The 24,332-nt window shown below is 69.4% G+C and carries 20 protein-coding genes and 1 tRNA gene; 11 read left to right on the plus strand and 10 right to left on the minus strand.

Annotation, left to right across the window (positions count from 1 at the left end):
* The first annotated feature begins 106 nt into the window (after positions 1 to 106).
* Together LR948_RS13070 and LR948_RS13075 are read left to right on the plus strand one after the other, a co-directional pair.
* A complete protein-coding gene (locus LR948_RS13070) occupies positions 107 to 2,362 on the plus strand; it encodes an NADP-dependent malic enzyme (RefSeq protein WP_232754512.1) in 2,256 nt (751 codons plus the stop codon).
* Positions 2,363 to 2,390: 28 nt separating this feature from the next.
* Positions 2,391 to 3,272, plus strand: coding sequence for a ribokinase (locus LR948_RS13075; RefSeq protein ID WP_232754513.1), 882 nt, complete (start codon positions 2,391 to 2,393; stop codon positions 3,270 to 3,272).
* Between the two features lie 30 nt (positions 3,273 to 3,302).
* On the opposite strand, the gene msrA is transcribed toward LR948_RS13075, so the two are convergent.
* Positions 3,303 to 3,938, minus strand: a complete 636-nt coding sequence (gene msrA / locus LR948_RS13080; RefSeq protein ID WP_370634955.1) for a peptide-methionine (S)-S-oxide reductase MsrA — start codon at positions 3,936 to 3,938, stop codon at positions 3,303 to 3,305.
* A gap of 181 nt (positions 3,939 to 4,119) precedes the next feature.
* On the opposite strand from msrA, the gene LR948_RS13085 reads away from it, so the two are divergent.
* Positions 4,120 to 5,124, plus strand: coding sequence for an NAD-dependent epimerase/dehydratase family protein (locus tag LR948_RS13085; RefSeq protein WP_232754514.1), 1,005 nt, complete (start codon positions 4,120 to 4,122; stop codon positions 5,122 to 5,124).
* A gap of 31 nt (positions 5,125 to 5,155) precedes the next feature.
* Here the strand turns inward: LR948_RS13085 and uxaC are convergent, their stop codons facing one another.
* The 5 genes from uxaC to LR948_RS13110 are packed head-to-tail and all read right to left on the minus strand — an operon-like array spanning position 5,156 to position 12,122.
* Positions 5,156 to 6,550, minus strand: coding sequence for a glucuronate isomerase (gene uxaC / locus LR948_RS13090; RefSeq protein WP_232754515.1), 1,395 nt, complete (start codon positions 6,548 to 6,550; stop codon positions 5,156 to 5,158).
* Positions 6,547 to 7,950: a mannitol dehydrogenase family protein gene (locus tag LR948_RS13095; RefSeq protein ID WP_232754516.1), complete on the minus strand. Its 1,404-nt coding sequence runs from the start codon at positions 7,948 to 7,950 to the stop codon at positions 6,547 to 6,549. Before LR948_RS13095 ends, uxaC begins: the two co-directional genes overlap by 4 nt.
* Positions 7,947 to 10,307: a TIM-barrel domain-containing protein gene (locus LR948_RS13100; protein WP_232754517.1), complete on the minus strand. Its 2,361-nt coding sequence runs from the start codon at positions 10,305 to 10,307 to the stop codon at positions 7,947 to 7,949. The genes LR948_RS13095 and LR948_RS13100 overlap by 4 nt, the downstream gene beginning before the upstream one ends.
* A complete protein-coding gene (locus LR948_RS13105) occupies positions 10,304 to 11,608 on the minus strand; it encodes a TRAP transporter large permease (protein WP_232754518.1) in 1,305 nt (434 codons plus the stop codon). The genes LR948_RS13100 and LR948_RS13105 overlap by 4 nt, the downstream gene beginning before the upstream one ends.
* Before the next feature lie 10 nt (positions 11,609 to 11,618).
* Positions 11,619 to 12,122 (minus strand): TRAP transporter small permease, encoded by a 504-nt coding sequence (locus LR948_RS13110; RefSeq protein WP_232754519.1) that lies wholly within the window; start codon positions 12,120 to 12,122, stop codon positions 11,619 to 11,621.
* 215 nt (positions 12,123 to 12,337) lie between these two features.
* Between LR948_RS13110 and LR948_RS13115 the strand changes: the two genes are divergently transcribed.
* The 5 genes from LR948_RS13115 to LR948_RS13135 are packed head-to-tail and all read left to right on the plus strand — an operon-like array spanning position 12,338 to position 17,951.
* Positions 12,338 to 13,318, plus strand: a complete 981-nt coding sequence (locus LR948_RS13115; protein ID WP_232754520.1) for a TRAP transporter substrate-binding protein — start codon at positions 12,338 to 12,340, stop codon at positions 13,316 to 13,318.
* 6 nt (positions 13,319 to 13,324) lie between these two features.
* Positions 13,325 to 15,109, plus strand: coding sequence for a glycoside hydrolase family 2 protein (locus LR948_RS13120; RefSeq protein WP_232754521.1), 1,785 nt, complete (start codon positions 13,325 to 13,327; stop codon positions 15,107 to 15,109).
* Entirely contained in the window at positions 15,106 to 15,837 is a 732-nt protein-coding gene (locus LR948_RS13125; RefSeq protein WP_232754522.1) for an FCD domain-containing protein, read from the plus strand. The genes LR948_RS13120 and LR948_RS13125 overlap by 4 nt, the downstream gene beginning before the upstream one ends.
* A gap of 30 nt (positions 15,838 to 15,867) precedes the next feature.
* A complete protein-coding gene (uxuA, locus tag LR948_RS13130) occupies positions 15,868 to 17,034 on the plus strand; it encodes a mannonate dehydratase (RefSeq protein WP_232754523.1) in 1,167 nt (388 codons plus the stop codon).
* On the plus strand, positions 17,031 to 17,951 hold the full coding sequence (locus LR948_RS13135) for a sugar kinase (protein ID WP_232754524.1): 921 nt from the start codon (positions 17,031 to 17,033) through the stop codon (positions 17,949 to 17,951). The genes uxuA and LR948_RS13135 overlap by 4 nt, the downstream gene beginning before the upstream one ends.
* Positions 17,952 to 18,134: 183 nt before the next feature.
* On the opposite strand, the gene LR948_RS13140 is transcribed toward LR948_RS13135, so the two are convergent.
* The 4 genes from LR948_RS13140 to LR948_RS13155 all read right to left on the minus strand — a co-directional run bounded on the left by LR948_RS13140 (position 18,135) and on the right by LR948_RS13155 (position 22,155).
* Positions 18,135 to 18,210: transfer RNA gene (locus tag LR948_RS13140), tRNA-Thr, on the minus strand.
* Positions 18,211 to 18,261: 51 nt separating this feature from the next.
* Complete coding sequence (locus LR948_RS13145) at positions 18,262 to 19,800, minus strand: heme biosynthesis protein HemY (protein ID WP_232754525.1); 1,539 nt, start codon at positions 19,798 to 19,800, stop codon at positions 18,262 to 18,264.
* A 10-nt stretch (positions 19,801 to 19,810) separates the two neighbouring features.
* Positions 19,811 to 21,361 carry a hypothetical protein gene (locus LR948_RS13150; protein WP_232754526.1) on the minus strand — a complete coding sequence of 517 codons (1,551 nt, stop codon included), beginning with the start codon at positions 21,359 to 21,361 and terminating at the stop codon, positions 19,811 to 19,813.
* Between the two features lie 59 nt (positions 21,362 to 21,420).
* Positions 21,421 to 22,155 carry a uroporphyrinogen-III synthase gene (locus LR948_RS13155; RefSeq protein ID WP_232754527.1) on the minus strand — a complete coding sequence of 245 codons (735 nt, stop codon included), beginning with the start codon at positions 22,153 to 22,155 and terminating at the stop codon, positions 21,421 to 21,423.
* Positions 22,156 to 22,226: 71 nt separating this feature from the next.
* On the opposite strand from LR948_RS13155, the gene tsaD reads away from it, so the two are divergent.
* The 3 genes from tsaD to LR948_RS13170 are packed head-to-tail and all read left to right on the plus strand — an operon-like array spanning position 22,227 to position 24,024.
* A complete protein-coding gene (tsaD, locus tag LR948_RS13160) occupies positions 22,227 to 23,309 on the plus strand; it encodes a tRNA (adenosine(37)-N6)-threonylcarbamoyltransferase complex transferase subunit TsaD (RefSeq protein WP_232754528.1) in 1,083 nt (360 codons plus the stop codon).
* A gap of 26 nt (positions 23,310 to 23,335) precedes the next feature.
* On the plus strand, positions 23,336 to 23,605 hold the full coding sequence (locus LR948_RS13165) for a YciI family protein (protein WP_232754529.1): 270 nt from the start codon (positions 23,336 to 23,338) through the stop codon (positions 23,603 to 23,605).
* Positions 23,605 to 24,024 carry an EVE domain-containing protein gene (locus tag LR948_RS13170; protein WP_232754530.1) on the plus strand — a complete coding sequence of 140 codons (420 nt, stop codon included), beginning with the start codon at positions 23,605 to 23,607 and terminating at the stop codon, positions 24,022 to 24,024. Before LR948_RS13165 ends, LR948_RS13170 begins: the two co-directional genes overlap by 1 nt.
* Positions 24,025 to 24,332: the final 308 nt, after the last annotated feature.

Below are 24,332 nucleotides of genomic sequence, written 5' to 3' on the forward strand. Positions count from 1 at the left end.
GGCGAAAGCCGAAATGCCGGGGCGTCGGCGGATGCTGGTAGCGCTACCGGAGTTGAGAGCCATGCCCCCCTCGGATAAGCCCGGACGGACGCAAGGGAGGGCGCGCATGGCACGGCAGAAATTCACCCGCGAAGAGGCTTTGGCTTTCCACCTCGAGCCGAGCCCCGGCAAATGGGAGGTGCAGGCCACCGTGCCCATGGCCACCCAGCGGGATCTGAGCCTGGCCTATAGCCCGGGCGTCGCGGTGCCCTGCGAGGAAATCGCCGCCAATCCCGAGACCGCCTATGACTACACCAACAAGGGCAACCTGGTGGCGGTGATCTCGAACGGCACGGCGGTGCTCGGGCTCGGCAACCTCGGCGCGCTCGGCTCGAAGCCGGTGATGGAGGGCAAGTCGGTGCTCTTCAAGCGCTTCGCCGACGTCAATTCCATCGACATCGAGCTGGATACCGAGGACCCCGAGGCCTTCTGCCAGGCGGTCAAGCTCATGGAGCCGACCTTCGGGGGCATCAACCTCGAGGACATCAAGGCGCCGGAATGTTTCATCATCGAGCAGCGGCTCAAGGAAGAGATGAACATCCCCGTCTTCCACGATGACCAGCACGGCACCGCGGTGATCTGCGCCGCCGGGCTGATCAACGCGCTGCACATCTCGGGCAAGAAGATCGAGGACGTGAAGATTGTCCTCAACGGGGCCGGGGCCGCGGGCATCGCCTGCATCGAGCTTTTGAAGTCCATGGGCGCGCGGCACGAGAACTGCGTGGTCTGCGACACCAAGGGCGTGATCTACCAGGGCCGCACCGAGGGCATGAACCAGTGGAAATCGGCCCATGCGGTCGACACCCCGTACCGCAGCCTCGAAGAGGCGATGAAGGGCGCCGACGTCTTCCTGGGCGTTTCGGTCAAGGGGGCGGTGACCCGCGAGATGGTCGAAAGCATGGCTGACGACCCGGTGATCTTCGCCATGGCCAACCCCGACCCCGAGATCACCCCCGAAGAGGCGCACGAGGTGCGGCTCGACGCCATCGTCGCCACGGGGCGGTCGGATTATCCCAACCAGGTCAACAACGTGTTGGGCTTTCCCTATCTCTTCCGCGGCGCGCTGGACATCCACGCCCGCGCCATCAACGACGAGATGAAGATCGCCTGCGCCGAGGCCCTGGCCGCGCTCGCCCGCGAGGATGTGCCGGATGAGGTCGCCGTGGCCTATGGGCGCAACCTGGCCTTCGGGCGGGATTACATCATCCCCACGCCCTTCGATCCGCGGCTGATCTACCGCATCCCGCCGGCGGTGGCGAAGGCGGGCATGGACACCGGCGCCGCGCGCCGTCCGATCGTCGACATGGAGGCCTACGAGGTCTCGCTGAAGACCCGGCTCGATCCGACCGCCTCGATCCTGCAGGGCATCTCGGCGCGCGCCCGGGCGGCCCAGGCGCGGATGATCTTCGCCGAGGGCGACGACCCGCGCGTCTTGCGCGCCGCCGCGACCTACCAGCGGTCGGGCTTTGGCAAGGCGCTGGTGGTGGGCCGCGAGGCCGACGTGAAAGCCAAGCTCGAGGCCGCCGGCATGGGCGACGCCGTGCGTGAGATCGAGGTGGTGAACGCCGCCAATACCGCCCACCTCGAGCTCTACAAGGACTTCCTCTACGACCGGAACCAGCGCAAGGGCATGGACCGCCAGGACGTGCACCGGCTGGCCGCCCGGGACCGCCATGTCTTCGCCGCGCTGATGCTGGCCCATGGCCATGGCGACGGGCTGATCACCGGGGCGACGCGCAAGTCGGCGCATGTGCTGGAGCGGATGAACCACGTCTTCGACGCCGATGCCGCCCATGGCGCGGTGGGGGTTACGGCGCTCATTCACAACGGGCGCATCGTGCTGATCGGCGACACGCTGGTGCAGGAATGGCCCGACGAGGAGGACCTCGCCGACATCGCCGAACGCGCGGCGGGCGTGGCCCAGCACCTCGGGCTCGAGCCGCGGGTGGCCTTCCTCAGCTTCTCGACATTTGGCTACCCGGTCTCGGAGCGCGCGACCAAAATGCATGTCGCCTCCAAGGTGCTCGACCGGCGCGGGGTGGACTTCGAATACGAAGGCGAGATGACCGTCGACGTGGCGCTGAATGCCCAGGCGCAGAAGGCCTATCCCTTCTCGCGGCTGACCGGGCCGGCCAATGTGCTGGTGGTGCCCGCGCGGCATTCGGCCTCGATCTCGACCAAGCTCCTGCAGGAGATGGCCGGGGCCACGGTGATCGGGCCGATCCTCGCGGGGGTGGATCACTCGATCCAGATCTGCTCGACGGTCTCGACGGCCAACGACATTCTGAACATGGCGGTGCTGGCCGCCTGCAAGGTGGGCTGAGGCCCGCGACAGGGAAACGGGGGCGCCCATGACCGTCTGGAACCTCGGGTCGATCAACGCCGACCTGGTCTACCGCGTGCCGCATCTGCCCGGACCGGGCGAGACGCTGGCCTCGACCCGCTACAGCCGGGGGCTCGGCGGCAAGGGCGCGAACATGTCGGTGGCCATCGCCCGCGCCGGCGCCCAGGTGCGCCACCTCGGGGCCGTGGGCCCCGACGGCGGCTGGATGATCGAGCGGCTGCTCGAATACGGCGTCGACACAAGGCTGATCGACCGCATCGGCGAGGCCTCGGGCCATGCGGTGATCGCCGTGGACGAAGCGGGCGAGAACCAGATCATTCTCTATCCCGGTGCAAACCGCGCGATTTCCGAGATCGCGCTGGCCGACCGGCTGGGGCACGGCGAAAGCCACGATATCTTCCTGTTCCAGAACGAGACCAACGCCCAACGGCAGGCGGCGACCCTGGCCTCGCGCCGGGGCATGCGCATCGCCTATGCGGCCGCGCCCTTCGAGGCCGATGCCGTGAAGGCGGTCATGCCGCTGCTCGATTTGCTGATCCTGAACGCGGTCGAGGCCGAGCAGCTGCGCGCCGCCACCGGGCTGGGCCCGGCGGAACTGCCGGTGCGCGACGTGGTGGTGACGCGCGGCGCCGAGGGCGCGCATTGGTACGAGACCGACACCGGCACCCGCACCGAGATCCCGCCGGTGCCCGCCGAGGCGGTGGACACCACCGGCGCGGGCGACACTTTCACCGGCTACCTGATCGCCGGGCTCGACCGGGGGCTGCCGATGCGCCAAGCGCTCGACCTCGCGGCCAAGGCCGGGGCGATCATGGTCAGCCGGGTCGGCACCGCCGATGCGATCCCCGACCTCAAGGACATCGAGGACCGCTTCGGCCCGGGCGCCTGAAACGGCGCGATATCAGAGCCTAACCCGGGCTTATCCGCCCGCGAAGGGCGCGGCGTCGCCCCAGACCTCGCGCACCCGCTCATCGCGGCGGCAGGCCTGGCGGTAGCGCTTGTAGGCATCCTTCCGGTCGACATAGCCGAAGCGGGTCAGGGTGCGCTCGCTGCTCTTGTAGTAATCCTGGTGGTAGTCCTCGGCCTCGTAGAAGGTCTGCGCGTCGAGGATCGGCACGGCGACCGCTTCTCCCAGCGCGCGCTCCGCCGCGGCTTTCGCCGCCTCGGCATCGGCACGGGCCTCGGGGTTCGAGACGAAGATCGCCGGGCGGTAGGACTCGCCCCGGTCACAGAACTGCCCGCCATCGTCGAAAGGGTCGATCGAGCGAAAGAAGCTGTCGTAGAGCTGGCGGCGGCTGACGACGCCGGGGTCGTAGTCGATGCGCGCGGCCTCGTAATGGCCGGTCCCGCCGGCGACCACCTGCTTGTAGGTCGGGTTCCGGGTCGAGCCGCCGGTATAGCCCGAGACCACCTCCGAGACGCCTTGCACCTTCTCGAAATCGGCCTCGACGCACCAGAAACAGCCGCCGGCGACGGTGATCTCGGCGGCCTGCAGCGCCGGGGCGGGCAGGATCATCGCAAGCGCCAGCGATGCGGCGCGGAAAGAGCGGGGCATGTCGGGTCCTCCTGATGGTCGGAAACACTGTGACGCAAGCCACGGGGCGTGGGCAAAGCCCGCTCCGGGGTCTCACTCAGAGGTGAACGCCCGTGCGCGGCCCGGCGTTGCAGGGCCCGGGGTTTCCAAGCCCGCGCCGCCCGCCTAGGAAGGCGGGGGCAAGCGCAACAAGGGGCCTTCCATGACACGCGTTCTCGTCACCGGTTCGGCCGGTTTCATCGGTTTCCACCTCTCGCGGCTGCTGCTCGACGAGGGCTTCACGGTGCATGGCTTCGACGGCATGACCGATTACTACGACGTGCGCCTGAAGCAGCGCCGCCACGCGCATCTGTTCCAGAAGCCCGGCTTCACCGCGACCGAGGCGCTACTCGAGGACCAGGAGGCCTTCGACGCCGCCGCCGATGCCTTCGAGCCTGACGTGATCGTGCATCTCGCCGCCCAGGCCGGGGTGCGCTACTCGCTCGAGAACCCCAAGGCCTATCTTTCGACAAACGTGATGGGCACCTTTTCCGTCATGGAGGCGGCCCGCCGCCACGCTGTCCAACATCTTCTTATGGCGTCGACGTCGTCGATTTATGGCGCCAACGAGGAAATGCCCTATTCAGAGACGGATAAGGCGGACACCCAGCTCACGATTTATGCCGCCACCAAGAAGGCCAACGAGAGCATGGGCCACGCCTGGGCGCATATCCACCAAGTACCAACGACCATGTTCCGCTTCTTCACGGTCTACGGCCCCTGGGGCCGGCCGGATCTGGCATTCTACAAATTTGTGGATCTCATCCTCGATGGCCGCCCGATCGACGTCTACAACTACGGCGACATGTATCGCGACTTCACCTATATCGACGACCTGGTGCGCGGCATCCGGCTTCTGGTCGACGCGGTGCCTGGCGGCGAGGAGACCCGCGTCGAGGCCGATACCCTGAGCCCCGCCGCCCCGTTCCGCGTGGTGAACATCGGCAATTCCGACAAGGTCCGGCTGATGGATTTCATCGCCGGGATCGAAGAGGCCCTCGGCCAGGAGGCCGAGAAGAACATGATGCCGATGCAGACCGGCGACGTGCCCGCCACCTGGGCGGATGCGACGCTTCTGCAGAACCTCACCGGCTACCGTCCGCAGACCGACTTCCGCGACGGCATCCGCCGCTTCGTGGAGTGGTACCGGGAGTATTCGGGCAAGTGATCCCGGTGGCCCGCGCGCCGCGCCGCCCGCGTCAGGTGCGGAACCAGTCGCGGGCGTTGCGGTAACAGACGTCGCGGGTCAGTTCGTCCAGCGTCTCGGCATCGTCCGGCACATGGCCCTCGGCGGCCCAGCGGCCGAGGATCCGGCAGAACAGCCGCCGGAAATACTCGTGCCGCGGGAAGGACAGGAAGGACCGGCTGTCGGTCAGCATGCCCAGGAAGGTCGAGATCAGGCCCATCTGCGCCAGGGTGCGCATCTGCTCCTCCATCCCGTCGAGCTGGTCGTTGAACCACCAGGCGGTCCCGGCCTGCACCTTGCCCGGCACGCTGCCGTCCTGGAAATTGCCCGCGGTCGTCACGATCGCGGGGTTTCGCGCCGGGTCGAGCCCGTAGATCACCATGCGCGGCAGCTCGTTGCTGCAATCGAGCCGGTCGAGGAGCGCGTTCAGCGGCTCGGCCAGGCCGATGTCGCGGATCGAATCCGCGCCCGCGTCGCGCCCCGCGGCATCGAGAAGCCGACTGCGGTTGTTGCGCATCGCGTTGACGTGCAGCTGCATCACCAGCCCGCGCCGCGCATAGGCCCGGCCCATGGCGACGAAGACCGCCGCGCGCCAGGAGGCCGCCGTCTCGGCACCGATCTCACGCCCGGCGCGGGCGCTGTCGAGCGCGGCGTCGAGCGTCGCCTCGCTGACCGGCGCCCCGGCATCGAGCCGGTCGATCCCGTGGTCGGCGGCCCGGCAGCCATGGGCGACGAAATGGTCGAGCCGCAGCTCCAGCGCGGCCACCAGGTCCTCGAAGCCGCGGATCGGATGAGTCATCTCTTCAAGCCGCGCCACCCAGTCGGCGAAGCCCGAAGCCTCGATCTTGACCGCCGGGTCCGGGCGGAAGGTCGGCACCACGCGCCAGGGCGCATCCTTCAGCGCGGCGTGATGCTCGAGCGTATCAAGCGGGTCGTCGGTCGTGCCCACCAGCTCGACCTTCATGCGGCTCAAGAGGCCCCGCGCGCCGTAGTCGGGCCGGGCCAGGCGCTCGCGCGTGACTTCCCAGACGTGATCGGCGGTCTTCTCGCTCAGGATCGTGCCGTCCAGGTCGAAGTAGCGCCAAAGCTCCAGGTGGCTCCAGTGGTGCACCGGGTTGCCGACCATCTTCGGCATGGCGCGGGCGAAGGCGTCGAACTTCTCGCGCGGGTCGGCGTCGCCGGTCACGAGGCGCTCCTCGACGCCCGCCCAACGCATGACCCGCCACTTGTAGTGGTCATGCCCAAGCCAGAGCGTGCCCAGCTCGTCCCAGCGCTGGTCCTGGGCGATCTCCGCTGGTGGCAGGTGGTTGTGGTAGTCGACGATCGGCAGGTCGTGGGCGACCTCGTGGTAGAGGCGGCGCGCCTCGGGGGTGTCGAGCAGGAAATCGGCGTTCAGGAAACGGGTCACAGGGCCTCCTTCAGCGCGGCCTGGAGACCGCGGCGGGACAGGGTGTCGAATGCGTCGCGGACCGGGCCGATCAGCGGCGCGGGATCGCGGCAGAGGCGGGGCAGCGACAGAAGCGCCCGGGCGGGATCCTCGGCTCGTACTGCCGCGAGAAGCTCATCGCCCAGCGGGTCGGCGACACGGGGTAGGTCGCGCAGCGCGGCGATCCAGCAGGCGAGGGCCAGCGCGGTCAGCGGCCAGGGCCGGCCCGCCGCCACATTCAGCGCGGCCGGTTCGAACAGCCGCTGCGGCATCTTCTGGCTGGTGTCCTGGGCGATCTGATCGAGCCGGTGGCGCAGCCGCGTGTTGTCGAACCGCGCGATCAGCGCCTCGGCATAGGCCGCAAGGTCGGTGCCCTCGGGCATGTCGAGCGTCACCGCCTGTTCGTCCAGCATGAGCCGGCGGGTCGCCTCGCGCAGGGCGGGGTCGCCCACGGCCTCGGCCACGGTCTCATGGCCCGCGAGCCGCCCGGCATGGGCGAGGAAACTGTGCGCGCCGTTGAGCATGCGCAGCTTCATCTCCTCGAAGGGCGTCACATCGGCGACCAGCTCGGCGCCACCTTCGGCCAGCGGTGGGCGCGGGCCGGCGAAGTGATCCTCGACCACCCATTGCGCGAAGGGTTCGGTCACGATGGCATTGGGGTCCTCGGTGCCCGCGAGGTCGCGGATCAGGGCGCGCCCGGCCTCGTCCATGGCGGGCGTGATGCGGTCGACCATGGCGCTGGGGAAGGCGACATTGGCTTCGATCCAATCCGCCAGCTCGGGCTGCCGCGCTGCCGCGAAGTCCAGCGTCACCTGCCGCAGCAGCGTGCCGTTGCTCGGGATGTTGTCGCAGGACAGGACGGTGATCGGCGCGCCCTGCGCCGCGCGGCGGCGGCGCAGCCCTTCGACCAGCAGGCCGATGGCGGTGCCGGGGGTGCTGTCCTCGGCGAGATCCGCGCGCACGTCCTCGCGGCTTTGGTCGAGCCGCCCGTCACGCTGGCAGTAGCCTTTCTCGGTTACGGTCAGGAAGATCACGTCGAGGCCGGGCTGCGCGATCAGATCGGGCAGCGCCTCGGGGCCGTCGCGCTTGGGATGACGGGTGGCGATCACGCAGCCGACCTCGCGCAGAAGCGCCGCGCTGCCGTCGGCGGCGGCCAGGTGGTAGCGCCCCCCGGCGGTCTCGAGCGCGTCGAGCGCCTCGGCGCCGGAGTTCAGCCGGGCCGCGACGACACCCCAGTCCCCGCCCGCCGCATCCAGCCCGCGGTCGAGGAACCACATCGGATGCGCGCGCCCGAAGGCGCCGAAGCCGATGTGCAGGATGCGCGGGCGCAATGCTGCGCGGTCGTAGCGGGGGGCCTCGGTGGTCAGTGCCAGCTGGGTCACAGGGTCACCTCCGCGCCGTGGCTTGCACGCTCACCGCGCAGGGTGAGGGCGCGGGTTTCGCCCTCGGGCAGCACGATCCGCGCCTTGGGCAGCAGTGGCGCGCCGGGTCCGCTTTGGGCCCAGTCGAGCGTCACGGCCTCCGCATCCGCGCCGAGGGCGAAGGTCAGCAGGCTGTGGCGCGGCGCCTCGCTGATCCCGTCGTCCTCGTAGAGCAGGCTTTCCGATGTGCCCTCGGGCGCGGGGAAAAGATGCAGCGCGCGCCCGGTTTCCGCGTCTGGATCGGCGCGCATCGCGCCGGTGGACATCGGCAGGACCGCGCCCGCCCGCACGAAAAGCGGCATGGAGCCCAGGTCGACCGGCAGATCGACCCGCGCGCCCGGCTCGTGCCAGGTCCCGGCGTGGAAATCCCACCAGCCGGTGCCGTTCCGGGGCAGGAGGACGCTGCGCGTCTCGGCGCCCTTGTCGAGCACATTGGCGACCAGCAGGTCGCGGCCCAGCAGGAACTCGTCGCGCTCTTCCCAGGCAGAGGCATCCTCGGGGTGATCGAGAAAAAGCGGCCGCAGCATCGGCTCGTCCCGCGCCGCCGCCTGCCAGAGGCAGGTGTAGAGATAGGGCAGAAGCCGGTAGCGCAGGGCCAGCGCCTCTTTGATCTGCGGCAGGACCTCGGGATACATCCAGGGCTCGTTCACCGTGCCGTCGTCGTTCCAGGAATGGATGGTGAAGCGCGGGTGGAAGATGCCGTTCTGCACCCAGCGCAGGAAGAGCTCGGGCTCGGGCCGGGGGCCGGCGAAGCCGCCGACGTCATGGCCGATGTTGTAGAAGCCCGAGAGGCTCATCCCGAGGCCGGTGCGGATGTTGTAGCGGATGGTCTTCCAGTCGGTGCGGTTGTCGCCCGACCAGGTCTGCGCGTGGCGTTGCAGCCCCGGCGCGCCGGAGCGTGAGATGAGATAGGGCCGCTTTCCCGGCGCATGGGCGCGCTGGGCCTCTTCCGAGGCGCGGCTCATGAAGATCGGCATCAGGGGCCGGATCAGGCCCACGTCGACCTCCGTGCCGAAGCCCGCGCAGCGCGCGGCGTGGTCCCAGATCTCGTATTCGTTGTTGTCGTTCCAGGTCGAGCCGATGCCGTGCTCGAGAAGCTGCGTGGTGACGCCCTCCTTCCACCAATCCACGGTCTTGGGGTTGGTGAAATCGAGATGCGAGCCCGCGTCGTCCCAGAAGATCGATCGCTCGGGCTGCTCGGGCGCCTCGCTGTCGCGGACGAACAGCCCGGCCTCGGTGGCCTCGGCGTAGCGCGGGTGGTCCTGCAGGAGGCAGGGCTTGATGTTGGCGATCAGATGCACGCCCGCCTCGCGGAAGCGCGCCGCCATGGCGTCGACATCCGGCACCTTGTCGCGGTTCCAGTTGAAGACATAGCGCTTGGCCCCGATCGAGGTGTAGCCCGAGGACATTTGGAAGCTGTCGCAGGGCAGCTGATGCTCGGCGATCTTGTCGAGGAACCCTTCGAGCTGCGCCTGGGCATCGGGCGCGTCGGTGTAGCTCATGGTCGAGCCGGAATAACCCAGCGTCCAGCGCGGCGGGAAGGCGGTGCCGCCGGTCAGCCGGACCTGCGCCTTCACGAGGTCCAGCATCTCGGGCGCCCAGCGAATGTAGTAATCCAGATCGCCATCCTCGGCGCGCAGCGCGCGGTAGGGCAGGTGGTAGTTGTCGAGCTCGTTGCCGAGGTCGAACCAGCAGGAGGCGAGGTTGTCGTAGAAGATCGACCAGGCCCCGGCGCCTTCCGTGCGGGTCATGGTGAAGGGCACGTGTTTGTAAAGCGGGTCCGTCGTCTCGGCGTCATAGCCCATGGCGTCGAGGTTGCGCATCTCGAACCGGCGGCCCGAGCGGTCAAGATCGCCGGTCTTTTCGCCCAGGCCATGCACGGGCTCGTTCGGGTAGCGCCGCAGGAAGTGCCCGTGGGCGTGGTCGCGGACCCCCAGCATGGTCCCGCCGGTGGGGCGTTCCTCGACGAAGGGCACCCAGGTCTCGCCGATCTTCGCCGACCAGCAGAGCTGCAGGGGCTGGCGGATGGTCAGGCGCAGCTGCGCGGTCTCGATCTCCAGGGTCTCGCCTTCGCGCACCACCGGGGCCGGGCAGGTGAAACCCGAGAGGTCGTCGCGGCTGCGCCCCTCCCAGGGCATCTCGCCGCCGGGCGCGACGGTCCAGCTCCGCGGCAGCCGCCAGGCGCCGTTCTTCAGCAGCGAAACCCGGATCAGGTCGTCCTCGAGCACGCGGATGCGCAGCTGGTGCCGTCCCTCGATGAGCAGGTCGAGACCGCAGGCGTGGCGGGCCTCAAGGGTCCAGGCGTTCAGAGTTTTCATGAGCCGTATCCAAGCAGAAGACGTGGCAGGAAGAGGCTGATCTCGGGCACATAGGTCACGACCAGAAGCAGGGTCACCAGCACCGCGTAAAGCGGCAGAAGCGGCCGGATGACCTTGGCGATCGAGGTGCCGCCGACGGAACAGCCGACGAAGAGGGCCGAGCCCACGGGCGGGGTGCAGATGCCGATGCAGAGGTTGAAGGTCATCACGATGCCGAAATGCACCGGGTCCATGCCCAGGTCGTTGACCACCGGCAGGAAGATCGGCGTGAAGATCAGCAGCGCCGGCGTCATGTCCATGAAGGTGCCGATCAGGAGAAGCGTGATGTTGATCGCCAGGAGGATCGCCAGCGGGTTCTCGGAGATGCCCAGAAGCACGTCCGAGATGGTGTTGGGGATCATCCCGAAGGCCATGGCGCGGCTCATCGCGATGGAGGCGCCGATCATCAAGAGCACGACCGAGGTGGTCACCGCGGATTCCATGATGATCTTCGGCAGGTCGCGGATGGTGATTTCGCGGTACCAGACCAGTGCCAGGACCAGCGCGTAGATCACGGCTGCGGCGGAGGCCTCGGTCGCGGTGAAGACGCCGGTGATGATGCCGCCCATGATCACCACGATCAGCCCCAGCGGCAGGATCGCGTCACGCGCTGCGCGCCAGACCTCGGAGAGCGAGGGGCGCGGCGGCACCGGGTAGCCCCGGCGCTTGGCGATCAACCCCGCGACGATCATCAGCCCCAGCCCCATCAGGAGCCCGGGCAGGTAGCCCGCCACGAACAGTGCCGCGATGGAGGTGCCGCCGGTGATCAGCGAATAGACGATCAGCGTGGCCGAGGGCGGGATCAAGAGGCCCGTCGGGCAGGAGGCGATGTTCACCGCGGCGGAGAAGCCCCGGTCGTAGCCCTCGCGCTCCTGCAGGGGGGCCATGACCCCGCCGACCGCGGCCGCCGAGGCCACCGCCGAGCCCGAGATCGAGCCGAACATCATGTTGGCGATCACGTTGCAATGCGCCAGCGCGCCGGGCAGCCGCCCGGCCAGCACCTTGGCGAAGTCGATCAGCCGCAGCGCGATGCCGCCGCGGTTCATGATGTTGCCCGCCAGGATGAAGAAGGGAATCGCCAGAAGCGTGAAGCTGTCGAGCCCCGAGGCCATCTGCTGCGCGACGATAAAGACCGATTGCTCGACCCCCATGAACAGCAGGAAGGTCAGCGTCGCCGCCGAACCGATGGCGAAGGCGATGGGCACGCCCATGGCCATGAGGATCCCGAAAGAGCCGAAGAGAACCCAGATTGCGTAGTCCATTGTGCGCTCCTCACTCCAACGGCAGATCGGTGTCGCCCTCGCCGCTGGGCAGGCGGCCCCGGGCGATCTCGGCGAAGAAGGTCAGGCAGTAGTAGGCGATGACCGCGCCCGCGAAGGGGATGGCCCCGTAGACCCAGCCCATCGAGATGCGCAGCGCCGGGGTCACCTGGCCCGAGGCCAACGTGCGCGAGACCAGCGACCAGCCGCCCCAGACCATGACCACGCCCGCGAAGGTGATCACCACGGCCAGGATCGCCGCCTCCGAGATGAGCCGCGCGCGGCCCTTCAGGGTGATGGTCAGAAGGTCGATGGCGAGGTGGCGCCGGGCGCCGAAGGTATAGGCCCCGCCGATCAGCGCGAGCCACATGAACAAAAAGCGCGCCAGCTCGTCGGTCAGCACGCTGGGGGTGCCGAGGACGTAGCGGCTGATCACCTGCCAGCTCACGCAAACCACGAGCACCGAGAAGATCGTGATGACGATCCAGCGAAGGGCGGTGTCGACGACAGGCTTCATCCCGCGCCTCCCCGACCCGAAAACAATGCGGCTGGACAGTGCTTCATCTCGTCCCCTCCCATGCCGAGATCCGTGCCGCAAACTCTCAGGCTCAGCACGATTGGTCAACCAATTTGCGAAAATTGGTTGACTGGATGTCAGAATATGGCGCAACTTGCCCGCGTTTGGTCGACCAATTCGGTGGACCCGCGCATCGAGATTCTGGGAGGAGCATCATGAAAGTCACCACATTCCTGACCACCACGGCCCTTGTCGCCTCGGCCTCGGCCGCCAGCGCGGACACGCTGCGCCTGAACCACAACAACCCGCCGGATCACCCCACGCATGTCTCCATGCAATACATGGCCGACCGCGTGGAAGAGCTGACCGACGGCGAGATCAAGATCCAGATTTTCCCCAACGCCCAGCTTGGCACCCAGCGCGAATCGATGGAGCTGGTGCAGAACTGCGCGCTGGAGATGGCGCGTTCGAACGCCTCCGAGCTCGAGGCCTTCGAGGAAAGCTATTCCGCGATCAACCTGCCGTACATCTTCGACAGCAAGGACCACTTCAACGCGGTGGTCTCGGGCGAGATCGGGCAGGACATCCTGGCCGCCTCGGTGGACAATGGCTTCCGCGGCGTGGCCTTCCTGACCGAGGGCGCGCGGTCCTTCTACGGTCAGAAGCCGATCCTGTCGCCGGCCGACCTCGAAGGTCTGAAGGTGCGCGTGCAGCCCTCGCCCTCGGCGATCCGCATGGTCGAACTGCTCGGCGGCAACCCCACGCCGATTTCCTGGGGCGAGCTGTACAGCGCGCTGCAGCAGGGCGTCGTCGACGCGGCCGAGAACAACCCGACCGCGCTGACCACCGCCCGGCACGGCGAGGTGGTGACGCATTTCTCCATGGATGAGCACACCATCATCCCCTCGGTCGTGGTCATGTCGAACTGCGCCTGGGACGCGATGACGCCCGAGCAGCAGGAGGCGCTGCAGACCGCCGCCGCCGAAATGCAGGAGCGCCACGGCGTCGCCTGGGAAGAGGCCGCCAGCGCCGCGATCGAAGAGGCCCAGGCCGATCTGGGCGTCGAGATCCACGAGGTCGACAAGGCGCCCTTCGTCGAGGCCGTCCAGCCGATGTACGACGAGGTGGGCGCCACCTCCGAGACCGTCGCGCAGCTGATCGAGCGCATCCGCGCGGCCGGCGGCTCGGGCTCCTGATCCGGCATGCTCGAACGGTCCGATATCGCGGAGAACGCGCTGCAGGCGCTGCATGACGAGGACTACGACCGTCCTTTCAACACGCAGTCGCTGAACGCCGAGACCCTGATCTTCACCGGCGGCCGGTCTGGCCGGTCGCTTGGCGGAGACTGGAATTTCTGTGTCGATCTTCTCGATACGGGGCTGCGGCAGAAGTGGTTCGCCATGACGCCCGCAGACCCCGGGGACCGGATCGAGCCCTGGGACTACGACCCCCACACGGGCGAGACCGTGCCGGTGCCCTCGTGCTGGCAGATGCTCAAGGAGAAATGGTATTTCTTCGAAGGCTCCGCCTGGTACAGCCGGCCAGTCACGGTGGACCCGCTCAGCGAGGGACGGCGCCGCTTCCTGCGGATCGGCGCCGCCCAATACGATTGCAAGGTCTTCGTGAACGGGCGCTTCCTCGGCAACCATTACGGCGGCTCGACGCCCTTCTGCCTCGAGCTGACCCAGGCGCTGGTGCCGGGCGAGAACTGGCTCATGCTCTGCGTGAACAACAGCCGCACCCGCGACCGCGTGCCGATGCGCAACACCGACTGGTTCAACTACGGCGGCATCTACCGGGAGGTGACGCTCTACGAGACGCCCGCGACGGTGATCCGCGACCTCTTCGTGCGGCTCGACGGTGGCGCGATCCGCGTCTCGGTTCAGGCCGACGGCCCGGCCGACACCGCGCGGTTCGAGATCCCCGAGCTGGGCGTGGCCACCGACATTCCCCTGACCGAGGGCCGCGGCGAGGCCCGGATCGAGGCCGCGCCCGCACTTTGGTCGCCTGAAAGCCCGCGCCTTTACGATGTAACCTGCACCGCCGGGGGCGACAGCGTGCAGGACCGCGTGGGCTTCCGCAGCATCGCGCGGCGCGGCACCGAGATCGTGCTGAACGGCCGCCCGCTCTTCCTGCGCGGCATCTCGGTCCACGAGGACGACGCCGGTGACGGCAAACTGACCTCCGAGGAAGACATCCGCCGCCGCTTCGCCCATGCCAAGGAGCTGGGCTGCAACTTCCTGCGCCTCGCGCATTACCCGCACCACGAACGCGCGGCGGAAATCGCCGACGAGATGGGCTTCCTGCTCTGGGAAGAGATCCCGGTCTACTGGGCGGTGGATTTCGAGAACCCCGCGACCCTGCGCGACGCCACCAACCAGCTGACCGAGCTCATCCGCCGCGACCGCAACCGCGCCAGCGTGGCGATCTGGTCGATCGGCAACGAGAACCCCGACACCGACGCGCGGCTGGCCTTCATGCGCAGCCTCGCCGAGACCTGCCGCGCGGAAGACCCGACCCGGCTCGTCGCCGCCGCCTGCCTGGTCAACCACCGCAAGCTGAAGATCGAGGACCGGCTTGCGGCCCATATCGATGTGATCGGCATCAACGAATATTACGGCTGGTACGACGAGAACTTCGACGAGTTGGGCGTGATCGGCGAGAACTCCGCCCCCGATAGGCCCGTCGTGATCTCCGAGACCGGCGCCGACGGCGACCACGAGGCGGGGCCCGAGACCGGGCTTTTCTCGCTGGCCTACCAGGCCGAGGTCTACCGCAAGCAGATCGCCACGCTGCGCGCGCTGGACTACGTGAAGGGCATGTCGCCCTGGATTCTCTACGACTTCCGGGTTGAACGGCGGCAGAACGTGTTCCAGCGGGGCTGGAACCGCAAGGGCCTGATCGCGGCGGACAAGCAGACGAAGAAGCCCGCTTTCGATATCCTCGCGGCCTATTACGCCGAACGCGCCGAGGAGGACACCGCATGAACAAGCCTCGCCAATACCAGGACATCGCCCGGGCGATCCGCGACCTCATCGCCGAGGCCCGGCTGAAACCGGGCGACCGGCTGACGCCCGAACGCGGGCTCTCCGAACGGCTCGGGGTCTCGCGCTCGCTGGTGCGCGAGGCGCTGATCCTGCTCGAGATCGAGGGCGCCGTGGAGGTCCGCAAGGGCTCGGGCATCTACATCTCGTCCAACCCCCATGCCACCAGCGTGCCCGCGCGCGACGACATCGGGCCCTTCGAGCTCTTGCAGGCGCGCCAGCTGATCGAGGCCGACATCGCCGGCTTCGCCGCCCGGATGGTCACCAAGAACGACATCCTGCGCCTGCGCGAGGCGCTGGAGCTCGAGCGCGCCGACCTCGAACGCGGCGCCTCGGAATATTCCGGCGACCGGGCCTTTCACCGGCTGATCGCCGAGGCGACCCAGAACTCGGTGCTGGTCGACGTGGTCGAGGAGCTCTGGCGCAAGCGCGAGCAAAGCCCGATGTGGGCGCGGCTGCACAACCGCATCTTCGAGACCACCTACCGGCGCGCCTGGCTGGACGACCACCAGGCGATCATGACCGCGCTGCAGGCGCGCAACCCCGAGCAGGCGCAGACCGCCATGTGGCAGCATCTCGGCAATGTCCGCGACACGCTCATGGCGCTGTCGGATGTCGATGATCCGGCCTTCGACGGCTACCTCTTCGAGCCCGTGTCGCGCACGGGCTAGGCGGCCTCCAGACAACAAGAAAGGCAAGAAATGATCGAATCCTGGCGTTGGTTCGGCCCCGACGATCCCGTGACGCTTTCCGATATCCGTCAGACCGGCGCGACCGGCATCGTGACGGCGCTGCACGGCGTGCCCGCGGGCGTCGCCTGGCGGCGCGCGGAGGTCGAGGCGCGCCGCGACATGATCCGCGCGGCGGGGCTCGACTGGGTGGTCGTCGAATCCATCCCCGTGCACGAGGACATCAAGACCGGCGCCCCCGGCTGGGAGGCCCATGCCGACGCCTGGGCCGAAAGCCTGCGGGTCCTGGCCGCCGCCGGCATCCGCACCGTCTGCTACAACTTCATGCCGGTCCTCGACTGGACGCGCACCGACCTCGCGCATGAGCTGTCGGACGGCGCGCGCTGCCTGCGCTACGACGCGGTGGACGCGGCGGTCTTCGACATTTTCGTCCTGGAGCGCGCGGGCGCCCGCGCCGATCACCGGGCCGACATCGTCGAGGCCGCCACCCGCCGCAACGCCGAGATGGACGAGGCTGGACGCCAGCGCCTGACCGACACGATCATCGCCGGGCTGCCCGGCGCCGAGGAAAGCTGGACGCTCGAGGCCTTCCGCGCCCGGCTCGCCGCCTATGACGGGATCGGGCCCGAGGACCTGCGCGCCAACCTCTTCGCCTTCCTCGACCGGGTGCTGCCGGTGGCCGAAGAGCTGGGCGTCGCCCTGGCGATCCACCCCGACGATCCGCCGTTTCCGCTCTTTGGTCTGCCGCGCGTGGTCTCGACCGAGGCCGACCTCGCGGCGATCCTCGGGCGCTCCGAGTTGCGCGCCAACGGGCTGACCTTCTGCACCGGCTCGCTGGGCGTCCGGCCCGACAACGACCTGCCGGCCATGCTCGACCGTTTCGGCGATCGGGTGCATTTCCTGCACCTGCGCTCGACCCGGCGCGAGGCCGACGGCATCAGCTTCCACGAAGCCGAGCACCTGGGCGGTGATGCGGGTCTCGTGCGGATCCTGGGCCAGGTCCTGGGGATCGAGGCGGCGCGCGAGACCAGGCTGCCCATGCGCCCCGACCACGGCCATATGATCGCCTGGGACCAGGAGCGCGGCATGCGCGCGGGCTATCCCTACCTCGGCCGGATGCGCGGCCTCGCCGAGCTGCGCGGCGTCGCGGCGGCCTATGCGGCAGGGGTGGCGCGATGACCCGGGTTCTGGGCATCGGCGAATGCATGATCGAGATGGCCCCGGCGGGCGACGGCAACTACGCCATGGGCATCGCCGGGGACACCTTCAACACCTGCTGGTATCTGCGGCAGGTGGGCGATCTGGCGCTGTCGGTCGGCTATCTCTCCGCGGTGGGGGAGGACGATGTTTCCGCCCGTATGGAGGCTTTCATGCGCGAGGCCGGGATCGACCCGATCCTGGCCCGGCGCGCCGACCGGACGGTCGGGCTTTATCTCATCTCGCTGAACGAGGGCGAGCGCAGCTTCAGCTATTGGCGCGCCAACTCGGCGGCGCGGACGCTTGCTGACGATCTGGAGGCGTTGCCGGAGCTCGAGCCGGGCGATCTGGCCTATTTCTCCGGCATCACGCTGGCCATCCTGCCGCCCGAAGGCCGGCTGCGTCTGCACGCCGCGCTGGCCCGCGCCCGGTCCGAGGGCGTGCGGGTGGTCTTCGACCCCAACATCCGCCCCGCGCTCTGGGAAACGGCGGAGACCCTGCGGAGCGAGATCACCAAAGCTGCCGCCGCCGCGGATGTGGTCTTGCCGTCCTTCTCCGACGAAGCCGCCGCCTTCGGCGACGCCACGCCCGAGGCCGTCGCAACCCGCTACCGCGCCGCCGGGGCGGAGCTGGTCGTGGTGAAGAACGGTGATGACACGGTGGTGGTGCGGGGCACTGATGTTGCGCTCGAGATCGCCCCCGAACCTGTCGCGGAAGTTGTCGACACCACCGCAGCCGGCGATGCCTTCAACGCGGGCTTCCTCGCCGCCCTGCTGCGCGGGTCGGACCTCTCTGCCGCCTGCCGCGCGGGCTGCCACCTGGCCCGCCAGGTCATCGGCCAACGCGGCGCGCTGGTGGCGGTGGATGAGATGGATTTGGGGGAGGCGGCCGGGCGCTGAGCCCGGTCGCGTCCTGCGGTTTAGCTGCCCGCCCGGCGTCTGCGCGCTGACCGGGTGCGCCATCACCGACTACATTCAATGAGACACATTCGCGGCGCCCATCGGTCCGCGTGACCCGGCGCGGCGGCACGCGCCCGCCGAGGCAACCCGGCCCGCTCAGGATGTATGGGAAGGCCGGAAACATGGTGCCGCTGATAGGACTCGAACCTACGACCCCATCATTACGAATGACGTGCTCTACCAGCTGAGCTACAGCGGCCCAATTTCCGTGCGCGGGCACATAGCACCGCGCCGGGGGGATGGGAAGGGGTCAGGAGGCCTTTTCGCGCGGGGCCTCGGCATTTTCTTCGGGCGCTGCCTCAGCCTCGGATGCGGGCTCTGACGGCGCCGCCTCGGAGGTCTCAGATGCCTCCGCCGCATCCTCCACCTCGGGCTCCTCCGCGACCAGCTCGGCCTCGTCGGGGGGCATGACCGAGGGGCCGACCAGGAGCGGCAGCATCTCGGCACCCGCGGGCAGGGTCACGTCGGTCTTCGGCGGCGTGCGCCAGCTCAGGCTGTCGAAGGCGTCGCAGTTGTTGCAGATCGGCGACCACTCGGTCTGGATGTTGTTGCAGTTCTCGCAGACCCACTGCGGCCCGCGCGGGGCGGTCAGCGCCTTGGCGAGCCAGCCGCGGACGATGGCGTCCTCGGAGCCCTCGCCGCGTTCGATCGCGGCCATCATGGTCAGCACCCGGGCGTCGGGCTCGCTTTGCCAGAGCTCGCCGACCGCGCGGCGTGCGCCGGGAAAATCCTCGGCCGCAAGGTGCAGCTCGGCCAAGAGCAGCCGGGTCTCGCGGTGCTCGGGCTGGATCGAGGTCAGCGCCGAGAAGCGGCGCAGCCGCTCGGCGGGGCTTTCGGCAGGCTCGATCTCGGCGAAGGCGGCGGCCAGCTCGGGGTGCGGCTGGGCCTGCCAGGCCTTCTTCAGAAGCCGGGTGGCGTTCTTCTTGCGACCATCCGCGATGAAGCCGCGCGCGGCCATGGCGGCGGCGGGGATCAGGTCGGGCGAGGCCTTGTTGGCGCTGATCGCCGCCTCGCGGGCCTCGATGTCCTTGCCCTCGTCGAGGATGTCGCGCGCCTCGGAGAGCGCCAGCACCGCGTCGCGGCGCTTGTGCAGGTCACGCGGCATGGAGCCGTGCTTGAGCTTGGCGGCCAGCGTGCGCCGGGCCCCGGCCCAATCGGCCTTGCGGGCCTGCAGGGACAGGAGCGTGTCCTGCACCTCTTCGTGCTTGGGCTTGATCGCGAAGGCGCGTTCGGCGAGCCGCAGCGCGGTCTCGGTGTCACCCGAGGCGAGGCGCTGCTTCATGATCCCGCGCACGCCGACAAAGCGGGTGGCATCGGTCTTCAGGAGCCGCTTGTAGACCTCTTCCGCCTTCTTGCGGTCGCCCATCTGCTCGGCGGCCTGGGCCTGCAAGAGGTCGGTCAGCTCGGGGCGGTGCAGGTAGCGTTCGGCCTTCTGCGCCTTGGCCAGCGCCAGCCGGCCTTCGCCCGAGGCCAGCGCGGTCAGCCCGTCGCCCAGCGCCTGGTAGCCCTTCCGCTCGCGGTTGCGGTCGAAATAGCGCGAGATCGCGGTCTGGTCGCCGTTGATGAAGCGCAGGACCGCCACCAGGAGCGAGGCCAGCTTCAGCACCAGCCAGACCACGACGAAGAGCACCACGGCGGCGATCACCGACTGCAGCGGGCCGAGGGTGAATTCCATCCCCGCGACGGTGATCTGCACCCCGCCTTCGCTTTCCATCAGGTAGCTGGCGCCAAGGGTCAGGGCCGCCACGATGGCGACGAAAAGAACGATCTTGATGAGTGACCAGAGCATGAGCCGACCCTTATTCCGAATCCAGTTCCGAGGAGAGCGCGGCGGCGGCCTCCAGTGCCGCGAGCCGCGCCTCGGCGCGCGCCCTCCAGTCCGACATCGCCGCGGCGGCGGGCTCGGGCAGGGCGGAGAGTTCTTGCAATGTGGCCGCGAGGTCGCCGCCGCGCAGCGCCGCTTCCGCGCGCGAGAGCACCGCGTCGGCGCTGTCGCCTTCGCGCGGGGTGACCGAGCGGGCGCCGAGCTGCTCGGCGAAGAAGCCGGCGATGCGGCCCCGGTTCTCCGAGGCGGCCCCGGCTTCGCGGGCGGCGGCCAGCGCCGCGCGGGCGGCCTCGGGGTAGCTTTCGGTCAGCTCGGCCATGGAGGCCACGCCGTCGCCCGCGGTGGCGGTCAGCGCCTCGGGCAGATCGACCATCTCGGAGCCGCGCAGCGGTTCGAGCGACTGGGCAAAGGGCTGCCCGCTGTCGAGCGCGCTGCGCAGCGCGGCCACCTGGGCGCGCAGATCGGCGGTCCGGGCCTCACTCTGGGCGGCGCGTTCGGCGGCCACGGCCTCTTCGGCCAGCGCCTCGACGCTTTCGCGCTGGGCCTGCACCTCGGCGAGCTGCGCCTGCACCTCTTCGCGCAGCCGCGCGATTTCCTGTTCGTAGGCTTCGATCGCGGCCGGAGAGACCGCGTCTTCCACCGGCGCGCGCTCCAGGGTCGAGACCCGATCGGTGAGCGTGCTGCCGCTCTCTTCCAGCGCGGCGACGCGGTCGGACAGCGCGGTCAGCTCCTCGCCGATGGCGGCGCTGCGGCTGGTCAGATCGGCGACGGCGCTTTCGACCGAGGAGAGGTCGACGGCGGTCACATCGGCCTCGATGCCCTCGAGCCGGCCGGTCAGATCGGCGATCTCGCCCGACTGCGCCTCGAGCGCACCGCGGGTCTCCTCGGCGAAGCTGGCGGCCTCCTCGGCGCCCTGGCGGTTGAGGTATTCCGAGACGCCGAAGCCCGCCGCGGCGGCGACGATGCCGCCCAGCGCCAGGGGCAGGAAGCCGCCCCGGCGTTCGACCACGGTCTCCTTCGCGGCCGGGGCGCTGCCGGTGCTTTCCTGCTTGCCGGGGCCCTCCGAGGGGACAGCGCCGAAGGCCGCGGCCTCGGCGACCCGGGGGCTTTCCTCGCCGGGTTCGGGCTGGTCGTCCTGGCTGTCGGGGGTCGTGGTGTCGGATGCCTCGCTGGCGCTGTCGTCGCTCTTGGCGTCGTCCTGCGCCGCCTCCGCAGTCTCGGTCTTGGCGTCCTCGCCGGTCGCACCCTCGTCCGAGCCGCTCTCCGCGTCGTCCTTCGAGGCAGCCTCGGCGTCACCACCCCAGGGGCCGGCGGCGGCCTCCTCGGGCTTGGCCTCGCTCTCGGCGGGCGTCTCGGAGGTCTTCTCCGCACCGGTCGTCTCGGGCGTCTCGGCGTTCAGCGTGTCCTCGGCGCCGGCGCTGTCGGGAAGGCTGTCCGCGCCCTCGGTGGTGCCGGCCGCCAGCGTATCCTCGGCGGATTGCACGGATTTGGAGGCGCGGCCCCTGGGCTTTTTCGAGTTTGCCAACTGTCCCTACCTTTCGAATCTGTCACCGGGCGCCGCCTGGGGCGGGTGTCCGCTCGACCTTACTGACCCGGTCCGCCGCCCTCAAGCGCTTGCGCCCGCGCCCAAAGATCGGCCAGCGCCTTTCGCATCGCCGTGCCGTTCGGTTGGGCGGCGGTGACCAGCTCGGCCCGCGGCAGGCCCTTGAGCCGCTCGGCCACCGCCCCGCTCATCGCAGCGACGTAAAGCGGCGCGGCGAAGGGTCCAGAGGCGGCCAGCAGATCCGCCGTGCGCGGCGAGAAGAGCGGCGCGACCACCGGCGCCGTGCCGCCGAGCGCAGCTTGCGCCTCGGCGCTCAGCCCGGCGCGGCGCTGGTCGTAAAGCACCGCCTCGCGGGTTTCGATGCCGCCCTCAGTTAGTCGCGCCGCGATGTCGCCGCGCGCATGGCGGCCGCGCAGGTGCAGAAGCGGCCCCTCGGGCGAGGTGGCCTGGATCAGCGCGATCAGCGCCTCGGCGTCGCCCTCGGCGGTGGCGGGGTGCAACCCGATGGCGCGGGCGGCCTCGGCCGTCGCGCTGCCCACGGCGAAACAGCTCGGCCGATGCGGCCCGCCGGCGCGCTGGTAGGCCTCGACCCCATGGGCGGAGGTGAAGATCAGCCCGGCGATCCCCGCCATGTCGGGCAGGGCGCCCTCGGGCACGATCTCGATCAGCGGAGAGATGACCACGGCGCCCGGGCGCAGCCCATCCGAGGCCAACGCCTCGAGAAAGCCGCGCGACGCCCGGTCCGGCCGGGTCAGAAGCAGGATCGGGTCGGGCATAACGCCGCCTGTCTTGTGGCCTCGCCCGGAAAGGGCTACCTCGCAGACTGCCTTTGCGCAATGGAGAGGTCATGTCCGGCCCGCTCACCATCCTCGGTCTCGAAAGCAGCTGCGACGACACCGCCGCCGCGGTCCTGCGCGGGCGCGAGATCCTGTCGAACGTGGTCATGGGCCAGGCCGAGCTGCACGCGGCCTTCGGCGGCGTGGTGCCCGAGATCGCCGCGCGCGCCCATGCCGAAAAGCTGGATCTGGCCGTGGCCGAGGCGCTGTCGGGCGCCGGGCTGACGCTGTCCGAGGTCGACGCCGTGGCGGTGACCGCGGGGCCGGGGTTGATCGGCGGTGTGCTCTCGGGCGTGATGTGCGCCAAGGGGCTGGCGGCGGGCGCGGGCAAGCCGCTTGTCGGGGTGAACCACCTCGCGGGCCATGCGCTGACGCCGCGGCTGACCGACGACCTGGCCTATCCCTACCTGATGCTGCTGATCTCGGGCGGGCATTGCCAGTTTCTGGTGGTGCGCGGGCCCGAGGACTTCCGCCGCCTGGGCGGCACCATCGACGACGCGCCGGGCGAGGCTTTCGACAAGACCGCGCGGCTTCTGGGCCTGCCGCAGCCCGGCGGGCCCTCGGTCGAAAAGGCCGCCCAAGCGGGTGATCCCAAGCGTTTTGCCTTCCCGCGCCCGCTGCTCGACCGGCCGGGCTGCGACATGAGCTTTTCCGGCCTGAAGACCGCGCTTTTGCGCCAGCGCGACGCGCTTGTCGCCGAGAATGGCGGGCTGACCGAGGGCGACCGCGCCGATCTTTGCGCGGGCTTCCAGGCCGCGCTGCGCGACGTCCTGGCCGAAAAGACCCGCCGGGCCATCGCCGCCTATCTCGACGAGGCGCCGGGCGCCCCCGCCTTCGCCATCGCGGGGGGCGTGGCGGCCAATGGCGCGATCCGCGGCGCGCTCGAGGCGATCTGCGCCGAAGCCGGGCTGCGCTTCACCGCGCCGCCCCTGGCGCTCTGCACCGACAATGCCGCGATGATCGCCTGGGCCGGGCAAGAGATGTTCGCCGCCGGGGCGCGTTCGGGCATGGACCTGGCCGCCCGCCCGCGCTGGCCGCTCGATGCCGCCTCGGCGCCGCTGATCGGCGGTGGCCGCAAGGGCGCCAAGGCCTGAGACCTTTGCAAGGAGAGGAGAAAGACATGCTCGTAGCCCTGACCGCCCGGGACAAGCCCGGCGCCCTGGAGATCCGCAAGGCCAACCGCGACGCGCATCTGGCCTATATCGAGGACACCGGCGTGGTGACCCAGGCCGGGCCGCTGATCGTCGACGGCGAGATGGCCGGCTCGCTGGTGATCCTGGAGGTCGCCGACATGACGGCCGCCGAGGCCTGGGCCGAGAACGACCCCTACGCCAAGGCCGGGCTTTTCGCCTCGGTCGAGCTGGTGGAATGGAAGAAGGTGATCGGCTGATGCGCTACTGGCTGTTCAAGTCGGAGCCCTCGACCTGGTCCTGGGACGACCAGGTCGCCAAGGGCGCCGAGGGCGAGGAATGGGATGGCGTGCGCAACTACCAGGCGCGCAACTGCATGCGCGAGATGGCGCTGGGCGATCGCGGGTTCTTCTACCATTCCCAGAAGGAGAAGGCCGTGGTCGGCACCGTCGAGGTGATCGCCACCTCGCATCCCGACAGCACCACCGAGGATGCGCGCTGGGACTGCGTGGACATCAAGGCGCTTGCGCCGCTGAAGACGCCGGTGACGCTGGAGATGATCAAGGAGGACCCGGCGCTCTCCGAGATGGTGCTGGTGAAGAACTCGCGGCTCTCGGTGCAGCCGGTGAGCGGTGAGGAATGGGCCCGGATCTGCGCGCTGGGCGGGGTCGAGGGCTGAGGGGAGGCGGGGGGGCCGGGTATTGGGGCAGGGTTTCCTGCGCACTGGTTGCGAGACTGCCCAAGTCGGAGCTGACCGCGCCTTGAGCGTCCACCTTTGTCCGTCTTTCCCGTGCCAGTGCTCGGCGTCTCGCGCGACCTTACCCATCCAAGCGCCCCTATTGCGCCCGAATAGCACCGAAGGTGCCGGGCGCGCGCCGGACCGGCCCGATGGGCCGGCGCTCCTGTGGGCGAAGCGCCTAGCTAACAGTGAGCAATGACCTTGCCGGGATAAAGCGCTTAGCTCGGAGGTCGGAAGCGCCGGCCCCC

Source organism: Roseivivax sp. GX 12232, from assembly GCF_021272185.1.
In the GTDB taxonomy this organism is placed as follows: Bacteria; Pseudomonadota; Alphaproteobacteria; order Rhodobacterales; family Rhodobacteraceae; genus Roseivivax.

What these genes read in the sequence shown, in the direction of transcription:
- LR948_RS13070 (WP_232754512.1), top strand. Translation starts at nt 107, where the DNA reads ATGGCACGGCAGAAATTCACCCGCGAAGAGGCTTTGGCTTTCCACCTC.
- LR948_RS13075 (WP_232754513.1), top strand. Translation starts at nt 2,391, where the DNA reads ATGACCGTCTGGAACCTCGGGTCGATCAACGCCGACCTGGTCTACCGC.
- msrA (WP_370634955.1), bottom strand. Translation starts at nt 3,938, where the DNA reads ATGCCCCGCTCTTTCCGCGCCGCATCGCTGGCGCTTGCGATGATCCTG.
- LR948_RS13085 (WP_232754514.1), top strand. Translation starts at nt 4,120, where the DNA reads ATGACACGCGTTCTCGTCACCGGTTCGGCCGGTTTCATCGGTTTCCAC.
- LR948_RS13100 (WP_232754517.1), bottom strand. Translation starts at nt 10,307, where the DNA reads ATGAAAACTCTGAACGCCTGGACCCTTGAGGCCCGCCACGCCTGCGGT.
- LR948_RS13105 (WP_232754518.1), bottom strand. Translation starts at nt 11,608, where the DNA reads ATGGACTACGCAATCTGGGTTCTCTTCGGCTCTTTCGGGATCCTCATG.
- LR948_RS13110 (WP_232754519.1), bottom strand. Translation starts at nt 12,122, where the DNA reads ATGAAGCCTGTCGTCGACACCGCCCTTCGCTGGATCGTCATCACGATC.
- LR948_RS13115 (WP_232754520.1), top strand. Translation starts at nt 12,338, where the DNA reads ATGAAAGTCACCACATTCCTGACCACCACGGCCCTTGTCGCCTCGGCC.
- LR948_RS13120 (WP_232754521.1), top strand. Translation starts at nt 13,325, where the DNA reads ATGCTCGAACGGTCCGATATCGCGGAGAACGCGCTGCAGGCGCTGCAT.
- LR948_RS13125 (WP_232754522.1), top strand. Translation starts at nt 15,106, where the DNA reads ATGAACAAGCCTCGCCAATACCAGGACATCGCCCGGGCGATCCGCGAC.
- uxuA (WP_232754523.1), top strand. Translation starts at nt 15,868, where the DNA reads ATGATCGAATCCTGGCGTTGGTTCGGCCCCGACGATCCCGTGACGCTT.
- LR948_RS13135 (WP_232754524.1), top strand. Translation starts at nt 17,031, where the DNA reads ATGACCCGGGTTCTGGGCATCGGCGAATGCATGATCGAGATGGCCCCG.
- LR948_RS13145 (WP_232754525.1), bottom strand. Translation starts at nt 19,800, where the DNA reads ATGCTCTGGTCACTCATCAAGATCGTTCTTTTCGTCGCCATCGTGGCG.
- LR948_RS13155 (WP_232754527.1), bottom strand. Translation starts at nt 22,155, where the DNA reads ATGCCCGACCCGATCCTGCTTCTGACCCGGCCGGACCGGGCGTCGCGC.
- tsaD (WP_232754528.1), top strand. Translation starts at nt 22,227, where the DNA reads ATGTCCGGCCCGCTCACCATCCTCGGTCTCGAAAGCAGCTGCGACGAC.
- LR948_RS13165 (WP_232754529.1), top strand. Translation starts at nt 23,336, where the DNA reads ATGCTCGTAGCCCTGACCGCCCGGGACAAGCCCGGCGCCCTGGAGATC.
- LR948_RS13170 (WP_232754530.1), top strand. Translation starts at nt 23,605, where the DNA reads ATGCGCTACTGGCTGTTCAAGTCGGAGCCCTCGACCTGGTCCTGGGAC.